General features: G+C 66.1%; 18 protein-coding genes. 12 read left to right on the top strand and 6 right to left on the bottom strand.

The genetic code is table 11. The features are described 5' to 3' along the window. Genes DV704_RS08575 through DV704_RS08560 form a run of 4 tightly spaced genes read right to left on the bottom strand, consistent with a single transcriptional unit; the run spans position 1 to position 4537 of the window. On the bottom strand, positions 1-1671 hold the full coding sequence (locus DV704_RS08575) for a dynamin family protein (protein ID WP_114799166.1): 1671 nt from the start codon (positions 1669-1671) through the stop codon (positions 1-3). Positions 1672-1690: 19 nt separating this feature from the next. Then, complete coding sequence (gene tgt / locus DV704_RS08570) at positions 1691-2842, bottom strand: tRNA guanosine(34) transglycosylase Tgt (protein WP_114799165.1); 1152 nt, start codon at positions 2840-2842, stop codon at positions 1691-1693. 40 nt (positions 2843-2882) lie between these two features. Next, on the bottom strand, positions 2883-4037 hold the full coding sequence (locus DV704_RS08565) for a hypothetical protein (protein ID WP_147279601.1): 1155 nt from the start codon (positions 4035-4037) through the stop codon (positions 2883-2885). After that, complete coding sequence (locus tag DV704_RS08560) at positions 4034-4537, bottom strand: DUF4384 domain-containing protein (RefSeq protein ID WP_114799163.1); 504 nt, start codon at positions 4535-4537, stop codon at positions 4034-4036. The genes DV704_RS08565 and DV704_RS08560 overlap by 4 nt, the downstream gene beginning before the upstream one ends. An 81-nt stretch (positions 4538-4618) precedes the next feature. On the opposite strand from DV704_RS08560, the gene crcB reads away from it, so the two are divergent. The 3 genes from crcB to DV704_RS08545 are packed head-to-tail and all read left to right on the top strand — an operon-like array spanning position 4619 to position 5779. Then, the gene (gene crcB / locus DV704_RS08555; RefSeq protein WP_114799162.1) at positions 4619-4993 is read left to right on the top strand and encodes a fluoride efflux transporter CrcB; all 375 of its coding nucleotides are present in this window, start codon (positions 4619-4621) and stop codon (positions 4991-4993) included. Further along, positions 4990-5325, top strand: a complete 336-nt coding sequence (locus tag DV704_RS08550) for a DUF190 domain-containing protein (protein WP_114799161.1) — start codon at positions 4990-4992, stop codon at positions 5323-5325. The genes crcB and DV704_RS08550 overlap by 4 nt, the downstream gene beginning before the upstream one ends. Position 5326: 1 nt before the next feature. Further along, entirely contained in the window at positions 5327-5779 is a 453-nt protein-coding gene (locus DV704_RS08545; protein ID WP_114799160.1) for a tRNA (cytidine(34)-2'-O)-methyltransferase, read from the top strand. A gap of 1 nt (position 5780) precedes the next feature. Here DV704_RS08545 and DV704_RS08540 read toward each other — a convergent pair whose 3' ends face one another. After that, positions 5781-6683 carry a LysR family transcriptional regulator gene (locus tag DV704_RS08540; RefSeq protein WP_114799159.1) on the bottom strand — a complete coding sequence of 301 codons (903 nt, stop codon included), beginning with the start codon at positions 6681-6683 and terminating at the stop codon, positions 5781-5783. Positions 6684-6795: 112 nt separating this feature from the next. Here DV704_RS08540 and DV704_RS08535 point away from each other — a divergent pair, with 112 nt between their 5' ends. The 9 genes from DV704_RS08535 (at position 6796) to pth (ending at position 13366) form a co-directional block, all read left to right on the top strand. Continuing rightward, positions 6796-8073, top strand: a complete 1278-nt coding sequence (locus DV704_RS08535; RefSeq protein ID WP_114799158.1) for an FAD/NAD(P)-binding oxidoreductase — start codon at positions 6796-6798, stop codon at positions 8071-8073. Between the two features lie 65 nt (positions 8074-8138). Then, a complete protein-coding gene (locus DV704_RS08530) occupies positions 8139-9581 on the top strand; it encodes an MBL fold metallo-hydrolase (protein ID WP_114799157.1) in 1443 nt (480 codons plus the stop codon). Between the two features lie 58 nt (positions 9582-9639). Then, positions 9640-9948 carry a rhodanese-like domain-containing protein gene (locus DV704_RS08525; RefSeq protein WP_114799156.1) on the top strand — a complete coding sequence of 103 codons (309 nt, stop codon included), beginning with the start codon at positions 9640-9642 and terminating at the stop codon, positions 9946-9948. Between the two features lie 8 nt (positions 9949-9956). After that, positions 9957-10619, top strand: a complete 663-nt coding sequence (locus DV704_RS08520; RefSeq protein ID WP_114799155.1) for a rhodanese-like domain-containing protein — start codon at positions 9957-9959, stop codon at positions 10617-10619. Next, a complete protein-coding gene (locus tag DV704_RS08515) occupies positions 10616-10957 on the top strand; it encodes a rhodanese-like domain-containing protein (RefSeq protein WP_114799154.1) in 342 nt (113 codons plus the stop codon). Before DV704_RS08520 ends, DV704_RS08515 begins: the two co-directional genes overlap by 4 nt. Beyond that, positions 10957-11283: a rhodanese-like domain-containing protein gene (locus DV704_RS08510; RefSeq protein ID WP_114799153.1), complete on the top strand. Its 327-nt coding sequence runs from the start codon at positions 10957-10959 to the stop codon at positions 11281-11283. Before DV704_RS08515 ends, DV704_RS08510 begins: the two co-directional genes overlap by 1 nt. Next, a complete protein-coding gene (locus DV704_RS08505) occupies positions 11274-12038 on the top strand; it encodes a sulfite exporter TauE/SafE family protein (protein ID WP_114799152.1) in 765 nt (254 codons plus the stop codon). The genes DV704_RS08510 and DV704_RS08505 overlap by 10 nt, the downstream gene beginning before the upstream one ends. Positions 12039-12100: 62 nt before the next feature. Then, positions 12101-12721 (top strand): 50S ribosomal protein L25, encoded by a 621-nt coding sequence (locus tag DV704_RS08500; protein ID WP_114799151.1) that lies wholly within the window; start codon positions 12101-12103, stop codon positions 12719-12721. A 45-nt stretch (positions 12722-12766) separates the two neighbouring features. Then, positions 12767-13366, top strand: a complete 600-nt coding sequence (gene pth / locus DV704_RS08495) for an aminoacyl-tRNA hydrolase (RefSeq protein WP_114799150.1) — start codon at positions 12767-12769, stop codon at positions 13364-13366. Here pth and DV704_RS08490 read toward each other — a convergent pair. After that, positions 13335-15668 carry a penicillin acylase family protein gene (locus tag DV704_RS08490; RefSeq protein ID WP_114799149.1) on the bottom strand — a complete coding sequence of 778 codons (2334 nt, stop codon included), beginning with the start codon at positions 15666-15668 and terminating at the stop codon, positions 13335-13337. The two genes, pth and DV704_RS08490, sit on opposite strands and share 32 nt — an antisense overlap. Positions 15669-15670: the final 2 nt, after the last annotated feature.

The raw sequence follows: 15670 nt of genomic DNA, 5'->3' as shown, positions 1-15670 counted from the left end.
CTAGCCTAGCCGATGAAGGGACCCCTGCCCAAGGCCCAGCTTTTGCTGCAGCCTCTGGGCTTCCTGCTCCAGGACTTGAAGCCCGTCCAGATGCTCCTGAAGCCCTTTGAGTTGGGCTTCCAGCCGCGCGCAAGGGGCTTGGTAAAGCCGCTGGAAACGCCCGCGGCTTTGCTCCAGCTCGGCCCGGAGGGTTTCCTCTAAAGCCCGCTCCAGGCTGGCTCTGAGCTCGGAAAGCCGCTCGCGCAGCCGGGCCTTGGCCGCTTCCTTGCGCCTGGGCAGGATGGAGGTGGCCAGGATGGCCCCGAAGACCGTGGCCACTATGCCCAGGATGTCGAGGGCGATCTTCTGCACCACCAGCAAAAAGGTGAGCCCCAGGCCCACCACCCCTACCTCGGCCAGGGCGGTGCCGCGCAGGCTTTCCTGGATGTAGTCGCGCAGGTGGTTGGCCTCGGCCTCGGCGTCGAAGCTGCGCAGGGCTTCTTCCAGGTTGACGGTGAGCTCTTCTTGGTCCCTTGGGGGGCTGGGATAGGGCCCTGGGGCCTCGCGTAGGAGGGTAAGGGCGTCCTCCAAAAGCTCGCGCTCGCGCCGGGCCAACCAGCGCAGGGCCTCCATCACCCGCCGCTCGATCTCCTGATTGGCCCCCCGCACCACCTCCTCGAGGAAGCTTTGCTTGAGCTTTTGGGACTGCAAGAGCTCGAAGAAGCGGGAGAGGCGCACCTTCTCGTCCAGCCAGCGTTCCCCCCGCTCGCGCACCTCCTCTACCACCCGTAGGCTCAGGGCCACCTGCCCTTGGAAGTCGCGGCGGGTGCGCTCCTCGTGCCGTTGGAGCATCTGCTCGAGCTCGCGGCAGGCGGAGAAGCGCTGCTCTGTCTCGGCTTTTTGGACTTTTAGCTGGGATGTGCCTTCCTGCAGGAGCCGGAGGAGAACCCCGAGGGGGGAACCCAGCTTGAGGCGGGCGGAGTCCTCGGCCAGCACCCGCTGGATGTGGGCCTCCAGGGCCAGGACCCCGCTTCCCGCTCTCTCGCCCCGCCGCGCTTGCCGGGCGGAGACCCTGAAGACGGGCGGTGGGTGCCCCAGGGTTTTTTCGACCCCTTTACGTACGTAGGCCTCGACCTCCTCCTGCTCGGCCTCGGTGAGCAGGTCGATTTTGTTGATGACCAGCACCACCTTCTTGCCCCAGGCCTGGATGAACTGCAGGAAGTCGGCCTCAGATTGGGTAAGGGGGCGGTCAGCGCTGGTGAGGAAGAGGATTAGGTCGGCCCGGGGCAGAAACCTTTCGGTGAGAAGCTGGTGGTGCGGCAGAATGGCGTTGGTGCCCGGGGTGTCCACCAGCCGCACCTCCTTCAGGAGGGGGTGGGGCAGGTTAAGGTGCACCAGGCCAGGGCTTTGGGGCTCGAGCCGGGGCTCGGGGCCGTAGCCTATCAGGTAGATGCGGTCGGTGGTGGGGGTGACCCCTTCTTTGAGGAAGTCCCCTTCTAGAAGGGCGTTGATGAGGGAAGACTTGCCGCTGTTGAACTCCCCGGCCACAACCAGGAGAAACGGCCCTTCCAGGTCGAGCAGGGCCTGTTGAAGTGGAGCGGCCTCCAGCCCGGCCTTGGCCAGGGCCTCGAGGCCCCGGCCCAGCAGCGCCCGCACCTCCTGGGCTAGGGCCCGCGTCTGCTCGTCCAGCATGGTTCGTATTTTAGCCCCCCTAGGGCCAGTGGCCCCCCGCCTCTAGGGCGTAGCGAAACCAGTCGGGTATCTGGCCGAAGCGCCGCTCGGCAAACTCACGGGCGAAAGCGCCGTAGGCCCCCTCCTGAATAGCCTGGCGGGCCCTTTCCATCAGCCGGTGCAGGTGGCGCAGGTTGTGCAGCGAGAGGAGCCTCGGGGCCAAAAGCTCCCCGGCCCGCACCAGGTGGGCCAGGTAGGCCCGGCTGAACTGGGTGCAGGCGTAGCAGTCGCACCCGGGCTCGAGGGGCCTGGGGTCGTCCAGAAAGCGGCTTAGCTTGAGGTTGAGCCGCCCCTCGGGAACCAAGGCATAGCCGAAGCGCCCGGTGCGGGTGGGGTAGACGCAGTCGAACATATCCACCCCCAAGGCCACCGCCGCCACCAGGTCCTCGGGGTGGCCCACCCCCATCAGGTAGCGGGGTTTGTCCTCGGGCAGGAGGCGGGTGGAAAGCTCCACCGCCGCGTACATGGCCTCCTTGGGCTCGCCCACCGCCAGGCCACCGATGGCAAAGCCCGGGGTGCCGAAGGCCACGGTGGCCTCGGTGCTGGCCCGGCGCAGCCCGGGGTCGGTGCCCCCCTGGGCGATGGCGAACAGGGCCTGGTCGGGGCGGGTCTTGGCTTTAAGGGAGCGCTCGAGCCAGCGCAGGGTGCGCTCCATGGAGGCCCGCAGGTAGGTGGGTTCGGCCGGGTAGGGGGGGCACTCGTCGAAGGCCATGATGATGTCGGCCCCCAGGGCCTCCTGCACCGCTATGCTGCGCTCAGGGGTGAGGGTGACCAGCTCCCCATTCAGGTGGCTGCGGAAGGTAACCCCTTCCTCGCTGATCCGGCGCAGCTCGCCCAGGCTCATCACCTGAAAGCCCCCTGAGTCGGTGAGCCAAGGGCCCTGGTAGGCGGCGAACCCATGCAGCCCGCCCAGGGCCCGCACCCGCTCCGGCCCGGGCCGCAGCAAGAGGTGGTAGGTGTTGCCCAGAATAATCTGGGAACCCACCTCCTCCAGTTCCCGCGGCGTAAGGCCCTTCACGCTGCCCTGGGTGCCCACCGGCATGAAGAGGGGGGTCTCCACCGTGCCGTGGGGGGTGGAAAAACGCCCTCGGCGGGCGCGGCCCGAGCGGGCAAGGAGGGTAAAGGCGAACACCTCGGGTATTTTTAGGCCTGCAGAGGCTTTGCGCAAGGCGTCAATTGACGCTGCAGGTGCTGGGGGCCTGGCAGCTAAAGGTACGGGCTTCCTCGAGGCTGGGCCCCTCGTAGCGCGTTTCCAGCCCCCTGCCCAGCACCCTGAACCCGGCCTCAACCTGGCTTTTGCCGAGGATGCCGCTTTTGAGGTTGGCCGAGCTGCCATTTAGGCTCAGGCTGATGAACGGGCGGGCCTCGAGGCTGGGCCCGGCCACCCCGTAGAACTTGACGTCTAGCACCACGCCGGCAAAGGCGCTGCCCCTTCCCTCTACCGGCGTGGCGTAGTTGAAGCTGGGGTTGAGGGCGAAGCTGGCGTTGAAGGTGTTCTGCCAGCGGGTCTCGAGGGGGCGGAGCCGGCTGTAGTCGAGCTGGAGGTTGGTGGCGAAGGTGGGGGCGATGCCCACCGATACCCCCACCTTGCCGCCGGCCTGGCTGCTCACCCCGGCGACCAGCCTGGGTTGCAGCACCACCACCACCGGTACATTGCCCACCAGGAAGACCCGCTTCAGGTTCCAAGCAGCCAGCTCCCGGCTCGCGCTGAAGGGGCTGTAGCTGGCATTGGCCTCTATGCTTGCGGTGATCTGGGCCTTTAGGTTTCCCACCACACCGGCCCGAAAGGTCTCCAGGCTGCCCTGGCTGAACTTGAGCTGAAAGCTGGGCTTGAGGGTTTGCTCGATGAAACCGTTGAGGACCACCCGGCCTTCGGGAACATTGGGAATTTCGAAGCGAACGTTGGTCAGGTTGATCCTGCCGGTGAATTCCTGCACGCTTACCCCCTCCAGGGCCCGCGCCATGTTGGCCTCACCGATGGTCAGGTCGGTTTGCAAAGTAACCTCGCCCGAGGCCACGGCCTCCTCAAGGGAAGCCTCCTCGGTCCTGAGATAGAACTTCCGCACCGCCTGGCCCCCCACCTGGCCTCCGGTGAGGGTGGCCTCGGTGATCCGGCGTACCAGCCCCTCCCCCTCGTCGCTGATCACCACCTGTCCGCTAAAGAGTTCCTTGTCGGTCTGGACGCGCATCTCGGTGGGGGTGACCGCGTCCACCTCCTCCGCCGAGAGCACCACCGCGTTGGGCCTTAGCTGAAGGGGGCCTTGGGGCGCGCTGGGGCCGCAGCTCGCCAGTGCGAGGCCCATGGGTAGCCAGAGCCAGGACTTCACTGGGCCACCGCCTCCATCCAGGTCTCGGCTGCGTCGCGCACCCGGGCTTCGGCCAGATAGGCCCGGGTGTGCAGGTCGAAGGCCTCCGGGCTCAGCCGGCCCCGGAACAGGTCCTGCCGGGTCACCGGCAAGTCGGTGTAAAGAAGCCGGAAGCGGGAAGGCCCTAGGGGGGGCACCACCAGGTAGGCCGCCTGACCCTGGGCAGTGCGGTCGGTGGCCAGAGGAAGGGTGTGCCGGCCGGCGGAAAGCGGCAGGTTTTGCTCGAGCACCACCGTGGTGCCGTCGGCGTCCATGGTAACCAGGGTTATGTAGCCGGGCTGGCTCAGGCTGAAGCTGAAATAGACCCGCTCGCGCAGCCGGTACCGACCGCCCTCGCCCCGGTCCGGGGCGAAGCCGCTTATGACGGGCTGGAGTCCCCAGGCCCGGCGCTTTTCCTCGCCGATCCCACCTTGAGGAGCGCAGCCTGCCAGAAGGGCTAGCGCCAGGAAAAAAAGCCTCATTCTTTTAGTTTATGTGGGTTCTGGCCTTAAATTAGGCTGGGGTCTGGATTAAAGCCTTCTTTAGACAGGATACTGTTCGGCGTGGATCGCTACCTGCTGGTCTTGCTGGGGGGGGCCATCGGGGCCGTGCTACGGTACGGGCTGGGGGCCTGGGTGCAGGGGCATATGGGGCCGGGCTTTCCCTGGAGCACCTTCCTCATCAACATCAGCGGGAGTTTTCTCATCGGTATTGTCCTCCGCCTGAGCCTGGAGGGGGCTTTGAGCCCGGAGTGGCGGCTTTTCCTGGCGGTAGGGGTGCTGGGGGGGTACACCACCTTTTCTACCTTCAGCTGGGAGACCCTGACCCTGGTGCAGCAGGGGGAGTGGGGTAAGGCGTTCTTATACGTGGTGGGCAGCGTGGTGCTCGGTTTTGCTCTGGTTCTGCTGGCCTACCGCTGGGCTGGGAGGTGGGTATGAAGCTGGAAGGAGAAGCCAAGCTGGTGCGGATTTTCTTGGGGGAGTCGGACAAGTGGCAGGGGCGGCCCTTGTACGAGGCCATCGTGCTCGAGGCCAAACGGGCCGGTCTGGCCGGGGCTACCGTCTTCCGTGGCTTCATGGGGTATGGGGCCCATTCCCGCATCCACAGCGCCAAAATCCTTCAGCTTTCGGAAGACCTGCCGGTGTGCGTTGAGATTGTAGACACCGAGGCGAAAATCGCGGCTTTTCTGCCCACTCTAGACCAGATGGTGCGGGAGGGACTCATCACCATGGAGAAGGTGGAGGTCATCCAGTACCGCGCGCGGGAGTGAGATGCTGCGGGTGGTGCTCTACCAGCCTGAAATTCCGCAGAATACCGGCAATATCCTGCGCACCTGCGCGGCAGTGGGGGCTGAACTCCACCTTGTCCGCCCCTTGGGCTTTCGCTGGGGCAGCGCTGAGCTGCGGCGGGCCGGGCTCGACTACTGGGCGGTGGCCCACTGCACCCTGCACGACTCCTGGCCCGCCTTCCTGGGCAGCCTCCCCCCAGCCGCCCGGGTCTGGGCGTTTAGCAGCAAGGCCTCCATCCCCTACACCGCGGTGCGCTACAGGTCGGGCGACTACCTGCTTTTCGGTCCGGAAAGCCGGGGGCTACCCTCGGAGGTGCTGGCGCAGTTCCCCGCGGTGCGTATTCCCATGCCGGGCCCAGGCGGGCGCTCGCTCAACCTGGCGGTGGCGGTGGGCGTGGGGGTCTATGAGGCCTTGCGACAGGTTTGCGGCTGGTGAGCTAGGGGGGGTTCAGGTAGCGCCACAGGTGGCCTAGCTGCTCACGGGTGGCGTGGTCCAAGGAGGCCTCGGGGTAGGAGATCCAGTGCACCCCTAGGGTAAAACCGGCGTCCTCCACCCAAAGGGCGCGCAGCAGCCCGGCCGATACCTCGGGTTCTGCAAAGGAGCGGCTCGAGAGTCCCACCCCCAGCCCGGCCGCAGCCGCGGTCTTGACCCCGTACAGGCTGCCGCACTCCACCAGGCGCGAGGGGACAATCCCGTAGCGCTCGAGGAACTGCTCCAGCCGAAGGCGCAGCCGGGAATTGCGCTGGGGCACCAGGATGGGCATGCCCTCGAGCTGCCCCAGCGCCACCCCGCCTAGCTGGGCCCAGGGGTGGTCGGGGGCCACCAGCAGCACCATCTCATCGCTGCTTATGCGGTGGGCCATCAGGGGTTCGGGCAGGTCGTCGGTGCCGCCCAGCACCAAAGCCAGGGCGATGTCGCGCTGGTAGACCTTCTCCAGAAGCTCTAAGGTGGTGCCGTTGGTCAATTGGAACTCACAGCGGGCTTCCGGGCTGCTGGCCCACGCCAACAGGGTGTTTTGGTATCGGGGGATCAGGCTCCAGGAAAGGCCCACCTCGAGCCGCAGCACCCGCCGTCGCCGCCTCTCCTCGATGAAGCGCAGGGCATGCGCCAGGCTGCGGTTGACCGCGCAGGCATAAGGGAGCAGGGCCTTGCCCGCCTCGGTAAGAGCGATGCCCTGGGAGGTGCGCTGGTAGAGGGGCTGGCGCACCGCGTCTTCCAGAGCTTTTAGGGTCTTGCTGACCGCAGGCTGGCTCAGGTTTAGCACCTCGGCCGCCCGGCTTAGGCTGCGCAGCTCGGCCACCACGCAGAAGACCACCAAATAGCGAGGGTTGAGGCGCATGGTTATGTGAAGAGACCCAACATGTAATGTCGAGTATAACAAATCGCCATTTGCTCATACTGAAGGTTATATCTACCCTGGGTATAACCATGACCAAAGGAGGTAAAAAGCCATGATTCTACGGGAAGAAAAGACCACAGGTCTCCAGATCAGCAGCAAGGAGCGTCTCCAGCATCGGGTTCTGATCGTGGGTGGGGGTACGGCTGGCCTTACCGTGGCGGCCCAGCTCCGCCGGCGGGGGGTAGAGGACGTTGCCATTATAGAGCCCTCGGAAAGGCACTACTACCAGCCGGCCTGGACGCTGGTGGGGGCGGGGGCCTACAGCCTGGAGGCCACTGTACGGCCCGAGGAGCGCTATGTCCCCCCGGGGGTGCGCTGGATTCGCGACTATGCCGAGGAGATTGACCCCGCGCAGCAGGTGGTGCGTACCCGCGGGGGCAAGGAGGTAGGCTACGAGTTTTTAGTGGTGGCAGCGGGCATTCAGCTTGACTGGCACAAGGTGGAGGGGCTGGAGGAGACCCTGGGGAAAAACGGGGTGGCCAGCAACTACCGCTACGACCTGGTTCCCAAGACCTGGGCCTTCCTGCAGCAGTTCAAGGGAGGGGTGGCCCTCTTCACCGCGCCCAGCACCCCCATCAAGTGCGGGGGGGCACCCCAGAAGATCATGTACCTGACCGCCGACTACGCCCGCCGCAAGGGCTTTGCCAAGGATGCCCAGATCATCTTTGGCTCGGCGGGCACCACCATCTTCGGGGTGCCCGAGGTGAAGGCGGTGCTGGACCGGGTGGTGGCGCGCTACGGCATCGACACCCGTTTCCACCACGAGCTGGTGGCGGTGGATGGGGAGAAGAAGGAAGCGGTCTTCGAATTCACCCCCAACCACCCCGAGGTCAAGGCCAACCCCCAGGCCCCCAGGCCCCGGGTGCGCATTCCCTACGACTTTTTGCACGTGGTGCCCCCGCAGAGTGCCCCTGACTTCATCAAGCAGAGCCCCTTGGCTGACCCCTCCACCCCTTTGGGCTGGGTGCAGGTGGACAAGCATACCCTGCAACACGTGCGCTTCCCCAACGTCTTCAGCCTGGGGGATGCCAGCAGCCTACCCACCTCCAAGACTGGGGCGGCCATCCGCAAGCAGGCTCCGGTGCTGGTGGATAACCTGCTTGCGGTGATGAAGGGGAAGTCGCCGGAAAAGAAGTACGACGGCTACACCTCCTGCCCCCTGGTCACCGCCTACGGCAAGATGTTTTTGGCCGAGTTCCTCTACGACAACGTCTGGCACCCCACCGTGCCCCTCATCAACACCCAGAAGGAACGCTACGATATGTGGCTCCTCAAGAAGTACGGCCTGCCCTTTATGTACTGGAACCTGATGCTAAAGGGCCGGGCCTGATATCCCCTGGGGGTATTTGACAAAATACCCCCAGGGGATATATCTTAACGACCAGGAGGTTGCACATGCTCTTCAAGCACATCTACGAGGAGGGTCTGGCCCAGGGCAGCTACCTGATCGGGTGCCAGGCGACGGGGGAGGCCATCGTGGTGGACCCCCGGCGGGACATCCAGGTTTACCTGGAGGAGGCGCGGAAGAACGGCCTCAGGATTGTGGCGGTCACCGAGACCCACATCCACGCCGACTATCTCTCTGGGGCCCGCGAGCTGGCCAAGGCCACCGGGGCCAGGCTCTACCTCTCCGATGAGGGCGACGAAAACTGGAAGTACAGGGGACTGGAGGGCTACGACCACCAGCTCCTAAAGGATGGCGACGAGATCAAGGTAGGGAACATTACCCTCACCGCGGTGCACACCCCCGGCCATACCCCGGAGCACCTGAGCTTTTTGGTGCGGGATGGGGCCGTGGCCAGCGAGCCCGGCTACTTCCTCACCGGCGACTTCGTGTTCGTAGGGGATGTGGGCCGGCCCGACCTGCTAGAAGAGGCCGCGGGTATCAAGGGAACCGCCGAACTCGGGGCGCGGCAGATGTATAGGAGCCTGAAGGAAAAATTCCTCACCCTGCCCGACTACATACAGGTCTGGCCCGGCCACGGGGCCGGCAGCGCCTGCGGCAAGGGCCTGGGGGCGGTGGCCAGCACCACCGTAGGCTACGAGCGGCGCTTTGCCTGGTGGGCCGACTACCTGCGCAAAGACGATGAGGAGGGCTTTGTGAAGGCCCTGCTGTCGGGCCAGCCCGAGGCACCCTACTACTTCGCCCAGATGAAGCGGATGAACCGCGACGGGATGCCCATCCTGGGCAGCCTACCCCGCCCTGCGCAGCTCAGCCCCGAGGCCTTCTGGCAAAAGCAGGCCGAAGGGGCCCTGCTGGTGGACACCCGCGACAAGCTCTCCTTCGCCGGGGGGCACCTCAAGGGTGCCATCAACATTCCGGCCGGCAAGAATTTCTCCACCTGGGCCGGATGGCTCCTGCCCTACGACCGCGACCTTGTCCTGCTGGCCAGCCCCGAGCGGGTGGAGGAGTTGGTCAAGCAGCTCATCCGCATCGGGCTTGACCGGGTGGTGGGCTTCATTCCGGGCCTCGAGGGCTACGCCAAGGGCGAGCTCGAGACCGTGCCCCAGATTACCGCGGCCGAAGCCAAGGCCCGCTGGGAGCGGGGTGAGGTAGTGGTGCTGGACGTGCGGGGGGCCGATGAGTACCAGGCTGGCCACATCCCTGGGGCCCTGAACCTCCACGCAGGTCGGGTCATGCGCAACCTGAACCAGATCCCCAAGGACAAGCCGGTGGTGGTGCACTGCCTGGGGGGCGACCGCTCCTCTACTGCCATCAGCGCGCTTTTGGCAGCAGGCTTCACCAACCTCATCAACCTGACTGGGGGAATCCGGGCCTGGCAGCAGGAGGGCTTCCCGGTGGAGAAGGGTCCGGCCCGGACCCTGGTGGGGGCCTAGTCCGAAAGGTTGAGCTCCCCTGGCCCCGGGCCAGGGGTTTTCCGACGGAAGGAGGACTATGAACCTGAACGTCAAGGAAGCCTACCAGACTCTGGAACGCTATCAAGTGGTGGATGTGCGTGAGCCCCACGAGTGGGCGGAGGGCGTGCTGCCCGGAGCGCTTCGGCTGCCCCTTTCCAAGCTGGAGCGGCTGGCGCCTTTGTACCTCGAGCGCGAGCGGCCGGTGCTGCTTTACTGCCGCAGCGGCAACCGCTCGCAGGAGGCGCTGAAGACGCTGCAAAACCTGGGCCACAAAAAGGTCTGGCAGCTCGAGGGCGGCCTCAAGGCCTGGCGTGAAGCCGGTCTGCCCTGTGCCAGCCCCGTATAGGAGAGACTATGCTCGCTGTACCGTACCGCGATATCAGCCCTGAGGAAGCCCGCAAACTGCAAGAGGAGAACGTCCTTTTCGTGGATGTGCGCGAGCCGGAGGAGTATGCCCAGGCGCGCATCGAGGGGGCCAAGCTCATCCCCCTATCGGAGCTGGCCCAGCGCCATGGCGAGATTCCCAAAGACAAGCCGGTGGTGCTCTACTGCCGCGGTGGCAACCGCAGCGCCCAGGCCGCGGGCTGGCTTGCGGCCAAGGGCTACAGCAACCTTCTCAACCTCGAAGGGGGCATCATGGCCTGGTACCAGGCGGGTCTGCCGCTCGATACCGCCCCCCAGGAGGCCACCTATCAGGAGACCCCCTTTACCGAACTAACCCCCCACGAAGCCCAGCAGTGGATTAGGGAGGGTGCTTACGTGGTGGACGTGCGTGAGCCCTACGAGTACGCCATGGGCCACCTTCCGGGGGCGGTGAACATTCCTCTGAGCCGCTTTGTGGCTGAGGCTGGTCGGCTGCCCAAGGACCGCAGGCTGCTGCTGGTCTGCGCCTCGGGCAACCGCTCCTCCCAGGCCTCGGCCTACCTGGTAGGCCAGGGCTTCGACGGCTCCCTGGTGGGGAACCTCGAGGGCGGCACCTACGGCTGGATGGCGGCGGGCTTTGAGGTGGAGCGTTGATTGCCTGGCTCAAAGGCTTGCTGGCAGGAAGGGCCCCGGTGGGCCGCCTGGACCCTCTAGAGGCCTACGAAAAGGCGAAGGCAGGGGCTTTGATTCTGGATGTGCGCACCCCGTTGGAGCGAAAGGAGGCCAAGATACCGGGCTCCTTGTCCATTCCGCTCGACCGCCTTGCCGAGGAATGGGAGAAGCTACCCCGGGACAAGGAGATCATCTGCCAGTGCCGCAGCGGGGCCCGCAGCGCCCAGGCCGCTCGTTTTCTGGCCGATAGGGGCTTTCGCGTCTACAACCTGGCAGGAGGCCTAGAAGCCTGGAGAAGGCAGGGATTGCCGGTGAAATGATGCAGGACGTCTTCCCAAACGAGCTTTCCCTCTGGCGAAAGCGGGGGGCGCTTCTTCTGGACGTGCGCTCCCCGGAGGAGTATGCCCAAGGCCGCGTCCCGGGCTCGCGCAACCTGCCGCTGGAGGAGCTGCTGGACCACCTGGACCAGCTAAAAAGCCCCATCGTGACCATCTGCGCCACCGGCAGCAGGGCGGGTTTGGCCGCCGAGGTCCTGGCCTACGAGGGGTTTGAGGTGGGCAAGCTGGTGGGGGGTATCCAGGGCTACGCCGCGCAGGGCTACCCGCTCGAACGCTCCCTCTGCCCCAAGGAGGCCCCATGCTCCTAGCCCTCCTAGGGGCCATACTCATCGGTCTCGCCCTAGGGATGTTGGGCTCGGGGGGCTCCATCCTTACGGTGCCCATCCTGGTCTACCTGGTGGGCGAGCCCGATAAGCTGGCGATTGCCGAGTCGCTGGCCATCGTGGGCCTCATCGCCCTGGCCGGGGCGGTGCCCTATGCCCGCAAGGGGCTCATCGACTGGCGCAACGTGGTGTGGTTCGGTCTGCCCGGGATGGCCGGGACCTACCTGGGGGCTTACCTCTCCCAGTGGGTGCCAGGGGTGTGGCAGCTCGGGCTTTTTGCCGTGGTGATGTTGCTGGCTGCCTATATGATGTTTCGCCCCCCCCGGCTGGAGGCCAAGCCCAAGCCCCGCTCCTACCCCAAGATCATCCTGGATGGCCTGGTGGTGGGGGCCCTGACAGGGCTGGTGGGGGTGGGTGGAGGCTTTTTGATTGTCCCTGCCCTGGTGCTGCTGGGCGGGCTTTCCATGCACCTGGCGGTGGGGACCAGCCTGGTCATCATTGCCATGAAGTCGGCCAGCGGTTTTTACAAGTACCTGCACCTGCTGCCCCAGCAGGGCTACAGCGTGAACTGGGAGGTGGTGCTCCTTTTCTCGGCCCTGGGCATTCTGGGCAGTCTTTTTGGGGGGCGTCTGGCCGCCTCCATTCCCCAACTGGCCCTGCGGCGGGGGTTCGCTGGCTTTTTGGTGGTTATGGGGGTTTTCATCCTCTGGCAGAGCCTGCCCAAGGTGCTGCACGGCTAGGGGGTTTATAAGGGAAGCTCCCCTGTGCTAAACTTGGAAGGCTTGTGTTTTGGAGGAAGGCGATGGAATACCGCATCAAGGCCCAGATCCGGGGGAGTGAGCGCCCTGCGGTCCTGCGCAACGCGGGCAAGCTTCCGGGGGTGGTGTACAACCGGCAGGAGAACTACAAGGTAATGGTGGACCTGAGGGAGTTCGACAAGGTCTTCCGCGCGGCGGGCATCCACCACGTGATTACCCTCGAGTTCGAGGGAGGTAAGACGGTCGACACCCTGGTGCGCCAGGTCAACCTGGACAAGCGCCGCCGCCGGCCCGAGCACGTGGATTTCTACGCCCTCTCCGATGAGCCGGTGCAGATGTGGGTGCCGGTCAGGGTGGTGGGCACGGCCCAGGGGGTGCGCGAAGGGGGGGTGCTCCAGCTCGTGCACAGCGACGTCCAGGTCCGGGTCTCGCCCAAGTCTATCCCTGAATTCATCGAAGTGGACGTAAGCGCTTTGCGCATTGGCGACAGCATTCACGCAAGCGAGCTGGTCTTGCCCCCAGGGGTGAAGCTGGCCATGAACCCGAGCGACACCATTGTGGCCATCGTGCCGCCCGAGGATGCCGAGAAGCTGGCCGCCGAGGCGGCTGCGGCCCCCACCGAGGTGGAGGTCATCAAGAAGGGCAAGAGCGAGGAGGAAAAGTAGCCTTTCTGGGCGGCCAGCGGGCCTGGCGTTCGGCCTTTTTTTCCGATGTTCCTGGTGGTCGGACAGGGCAACCCGGGTCCTCAGTATGCTCGCACCAAGCACAACGTGGGCTTTTGGGTGCTGGACCGGCTTTCCGCTGGGTTCCGCCCCAAAGGAAAGGCGCTTTTGGCCGAGGTGGCCTTTGCCGGTTTGACAGGGGAGGAGGTGCGGGGGCTTCTGGTCAAGCCCACCACCTACTACAACGCCAGCGGGGAGGTGGTGGCCCCCCTGGCCCGCTTCTACAGGGTGCCCCTCGAGCGCATTTTGGTGGTGCACGACGAGCTCGACCTGCCCCCAGGGCGGCTGCGCTTTAAGGCAGGGGGAAGCAGCGCAGGGAACTACGGTCTGGCCTCCATTGCCGCTCACTTAGGCAGCCAGGACTTCCACCGGCTGCGCATCGGCATCGGCAAGCCGCCCAGCCCGGAAGCAGGAGCGGAATGGGTGCTCTCGGGCTTTTCCCCCGAGCTGCTGCCGCTGGTGGAGCGGGTGGTGGGGGTGGCGGCCGAGGCGGTCCGGGTCTGGGCCACCGAGGGCCTCGAGGCCGCCCAGCAGCGCTACAACGGGCTTGACCTGGCTAGGGAGCTGGCTCCAAGACCAGCCGAGTAGCCAGGCGGTTCTCGTTCATCCGCATGGGCAGGTAGCCCCCGGAGGCCCACCTCTTCAGGAGGTTGCCGTACTGTGGGGAAAGCAGGGCCCCAGACTGGCCCATAGGGTGGATGAAGAGCGAGCGCTCGAGGTCGGCGAAGTCCAGGATCTGGCGGTAGCTGCTGCCCTGGGTCATGCGGAAGGTTTCCGGGTCGTAGGAGGCCCGGTTGAGGGTGTAGTGGTCCCCTCCGTGGGCAATGGCCCGGTCGGAAAAGCGCCTTAGGAGAGGGATATGGGTCAGCAGCGCATGGGGGAAAGTAGCCTGGTGCACCTCTCCCCAGCGCGGGGGGTTCCCCCCCAGGCGGTCGAGGGCTTTGTCCAGGGCGAGGGCAGCGTACTCGAGGCAGGTCTGGGTGTCCTGGGTCTGGCAGGCCGGGTCGCCCTGGCGCAGCGCTTTGAGCAGGTAGCGGGGCTCATCCCAGAAGGCCTGGCCCACCTCGCGGGCGGGTAGGCGTGAGAGTTCGGTGTACCAGGCCTGGAATACCGTGGGCTCGGCCTGCTCGGCCCGCATCACCCCATCCCAGGCCAGCAGCCGCTCCCGCCAGCGCCGGGCGTTCTCTGAAAGAGGGGTGAGGGCCTCCAGAGCGGGCCTGAACTCGCGGTATATGAGGCTTTGCAGGTCCTGCTGCATCGCCACCATGTCCTCCAGGGTGAGCTTTTCCTTGCCCAGGATAAGCTCCCGGATGCGCAGGGCCCGGTAGGGTTCCTCCCACTCCAGCGAGAGGGTGTGGGGGTAGTCTGGTGGGGTGACCTTGTTGTTGGCGGTGGCGATAAAACCCTCCTTGGGGTTGAGCACCTGGGGCCACGCGGAAGGCGGCAGATAGCCCTGCCAGTCCCAGTTGCCATCGCCCGGCACGGGCACCAGGCCCGTGTGCCCTGGGCGGCGGATGGGGAAGCGGCCGGGGGCGATGTAACCTATGTTTCCATCCACATCGGCGTAGACAAAGTTTTGGCTGGGGGCGTTGTAGGGCGCCAGGGCAGCCTTGAACTCCTCCCAGTTTTTGGCCCGGGCGATGCCCAAAAAGGCCTCCAGGGTGCGGTCGGTGGGGTCCAGGCTGGTCCAGCGCAAGGCTAGGGGCCGGGCCCCCGGGCTGTCCACCACGTCGTTGATCACCGGGCCGTAGCGGCTTTCCCGCACCCTGAGGACCACATCGGCCTCCCCCTTGACCCGGATTACCTCGGTGCGGATGCGCCAGGGCTCTATGCGGCCCTGGTAGCGGTAGCCGCCTGGGGCCTCTTCCAGGATGTAGAGGTCCTGCACGTCGGCCCCCACCGTGGTCACCCCCCAGCCGATGCGCTCGTTGCGGCCGATGACCACCGCTGGGAGCCCGGGGAAGCTGCTGCCGATGGCCTTGTAGTTGGGGGCCTCCATGTGCACCAGGTACCAGATGGAGGGTGCCCCAAGCCCCAGGTGGGGGTCGTTGGCCAGAAGGGGCTTACCGCTGGCGCTTCTGGCCGGGCCGATGACCCAGTTGTTGGAGGCCCAGAGGGCCCCAGGCCGCTGGAAGGCCCTGGGCAGTTGGTCGGCCAGGGAAAGGAGGCGGCGGGCCGCGTCCTGGTCGGGCCTGGGGGGTGGGGGTTGCCGCAGGTCCTCGCTTTGCAGCACAGTGGGGGCGTCCTCGGGGTAGGGGGGTTTGAGCTCGGCCATGCGCTCAGGGGAGATGCCTCGAGCGGCCCACTGCAGCCGCATCAGCTCGCTGCGCCAGTTGCCCGAGAGGTCGTAGGACATCATCTTGGCCCAGACCAGCACGTCGGCAGGCTTCCAGGGTTCGGGGCGGAAGCCCAGGAGGCGGAACTCGAGCGGTAGGGGGGGGTTGGTGGCCAGGTAGGCGTTGACCCCGGCCACGTAGGCGTCCACCACCGCCTTGCCCTCGGGCGAGAGGTTCTTGTAGGCCTCCTCCGCCGCCCGGTAGAACCCCCAGGTGCGCAGGAAGCGGTCCTGGTCCAGGGTAGACCGCCCCAGCACCTCGGAAAGCCGGCCCGCCCCAATGCGCCGCTGAAACTCCATCTGCCAAAGCCGGTCCTGGGCGTGGGCCACCCCCAGGGCGAAGAAGACGTCGGGATCGGTCTCAGCCTTGATGTGGAGCACCCCCTCAGGGGTGCGGTAGAGCTCCACCGGCGCCAAAAGGCCCCTCAGGGCCAGCCGGCCGCTGTGCTGGGGTAGGGTGGCACCCCGCAGCCAGAGATACCCACCTACCCCGCCCAGCAGGGCCAGCCCCACCAGCCCCAGCGCCAACCAGCCCAGGAAACGCAAGCCCCGCATGG

Origin of the sequence: Meiothermus sp. QL-1 (assembly GCF_003351145.1) — a bacterium.
Lineage (GTDB): Bacteria > Deinococcota > Deinococci > Deinococcales > Thermaceae > Meiothermus.
Note: the sequence above shows the minus strand (reverse complement) of the source record. Positions and strands in the feature narration are given on the sequence as shown.

What these genes read in the sequence shown, in the direction of transcription:
- DV704_RS08535 (WP_114799158.1), top strand. Translation starts at nt 6,796, where the DNA reads ATGATTCTACGGGAAGAAAAGACCACAGGTCTCCAGATCAGCAGCAAG.
- DV704_RS08560 (WP_114799163.1), bottom strand. Translation starts at nt 4,537, where the DNA reads ATGAGGCTTTTTTTCCTGGCGCTAGCCCTTCTGGCAGGCTGCGCTCCT.
- DV704_RS08505 (WP_114799152.1), top strand. Translation starts at nt 11,274, where the DNA reads ATGCTCCTAGCCCTCCTAGGGGCCATACTCATCGGTCTCGCCCTAGGG.
- DV704_RS08545 (WP_114799160.1), top strand. Translation starts at nt 5,327, where the DNA reads ATGCTGCGGGTGGTGCTCTACCAGCCTGAAATTCCGCAGAATACCGGC.
- DV704_RS08500 (WP_114799151.1), top strand. Translation starts at nt 12,101, where the DNA reads ATGGAATACCGCATCAAGGCCCAGATCCGGGGGAGTGAGCGCCCTGCG.
- DV704_RS08520 (WP_114799155.1), top strand. Translation starts at nt 9,957, where the DNA reads ATGCTCGCTGTACCGTACCGCGATATCAGCCCTGAGGAAGCCCGCAAA.
- DV704_RS08575 (WP_114799166.1), bottom strand. Translation starts at nt 1,671, where the DNA reads ATGCTGGACGAGCAGACGCGGGCCCTAGCCCAGGAGGTGCGGGCGCTG.
- pth (WP_114799150.1), top strand. Translation starts at nt 12,767, where the DNA reads ATGTTCCTGGTGGTCGGACAGGGCAACCCGGGTCCTCAGTATGCTCGC.
- DV704_RS08530 (WP_114799157.1), top strand. Translation starts at nt 8,139, where the DNA reads ATGCTCTTCAAGCACATCTACGAGGAGGGTCTGGCCCAGGGCAGCTAC.
- DV704_RS08525 (WP_114799156.1), top strand. Translation starts at nt 9,640, where the DNA reads ATGAACCTGAACGTCAAGGAAGCCTACCAGACTCTGGAACGCTATCAA.
- DV704_RS08510 (WP_114799153.1), top strand. Translation starts at nt 10,957, where the DNA reads ATGCAGGACGTCTTCCCAAACGAGCTTTCCCTCTGGCGAAAGCGGGGG.
- DV704_RS08540 (WP_114799159.1), bottom strand. Translation starts at nt 6,683, where the DNA reads ATGCGCCTCAACCCTCGCTATTTGGTGGTCTTCTGCGTGGTGGCCGAG.
- DV704_RS08550 (WP_114799161.1), top strand. Translation starts at nt 4,990, where the DNA reads ATGAAGCTGGAAGGAGAAGCCAAGCTGGTGCGGATTTTCTTGGGGGAG.
- DV704_RS08490 (WP_114799149.1), bottom strand. Translation starts at nt 15,668, where the DNA reads ATGCGGGGCTTGCGTTTCCTGGGCTGGTTGGCGCTGGGGCTGGTGGGG.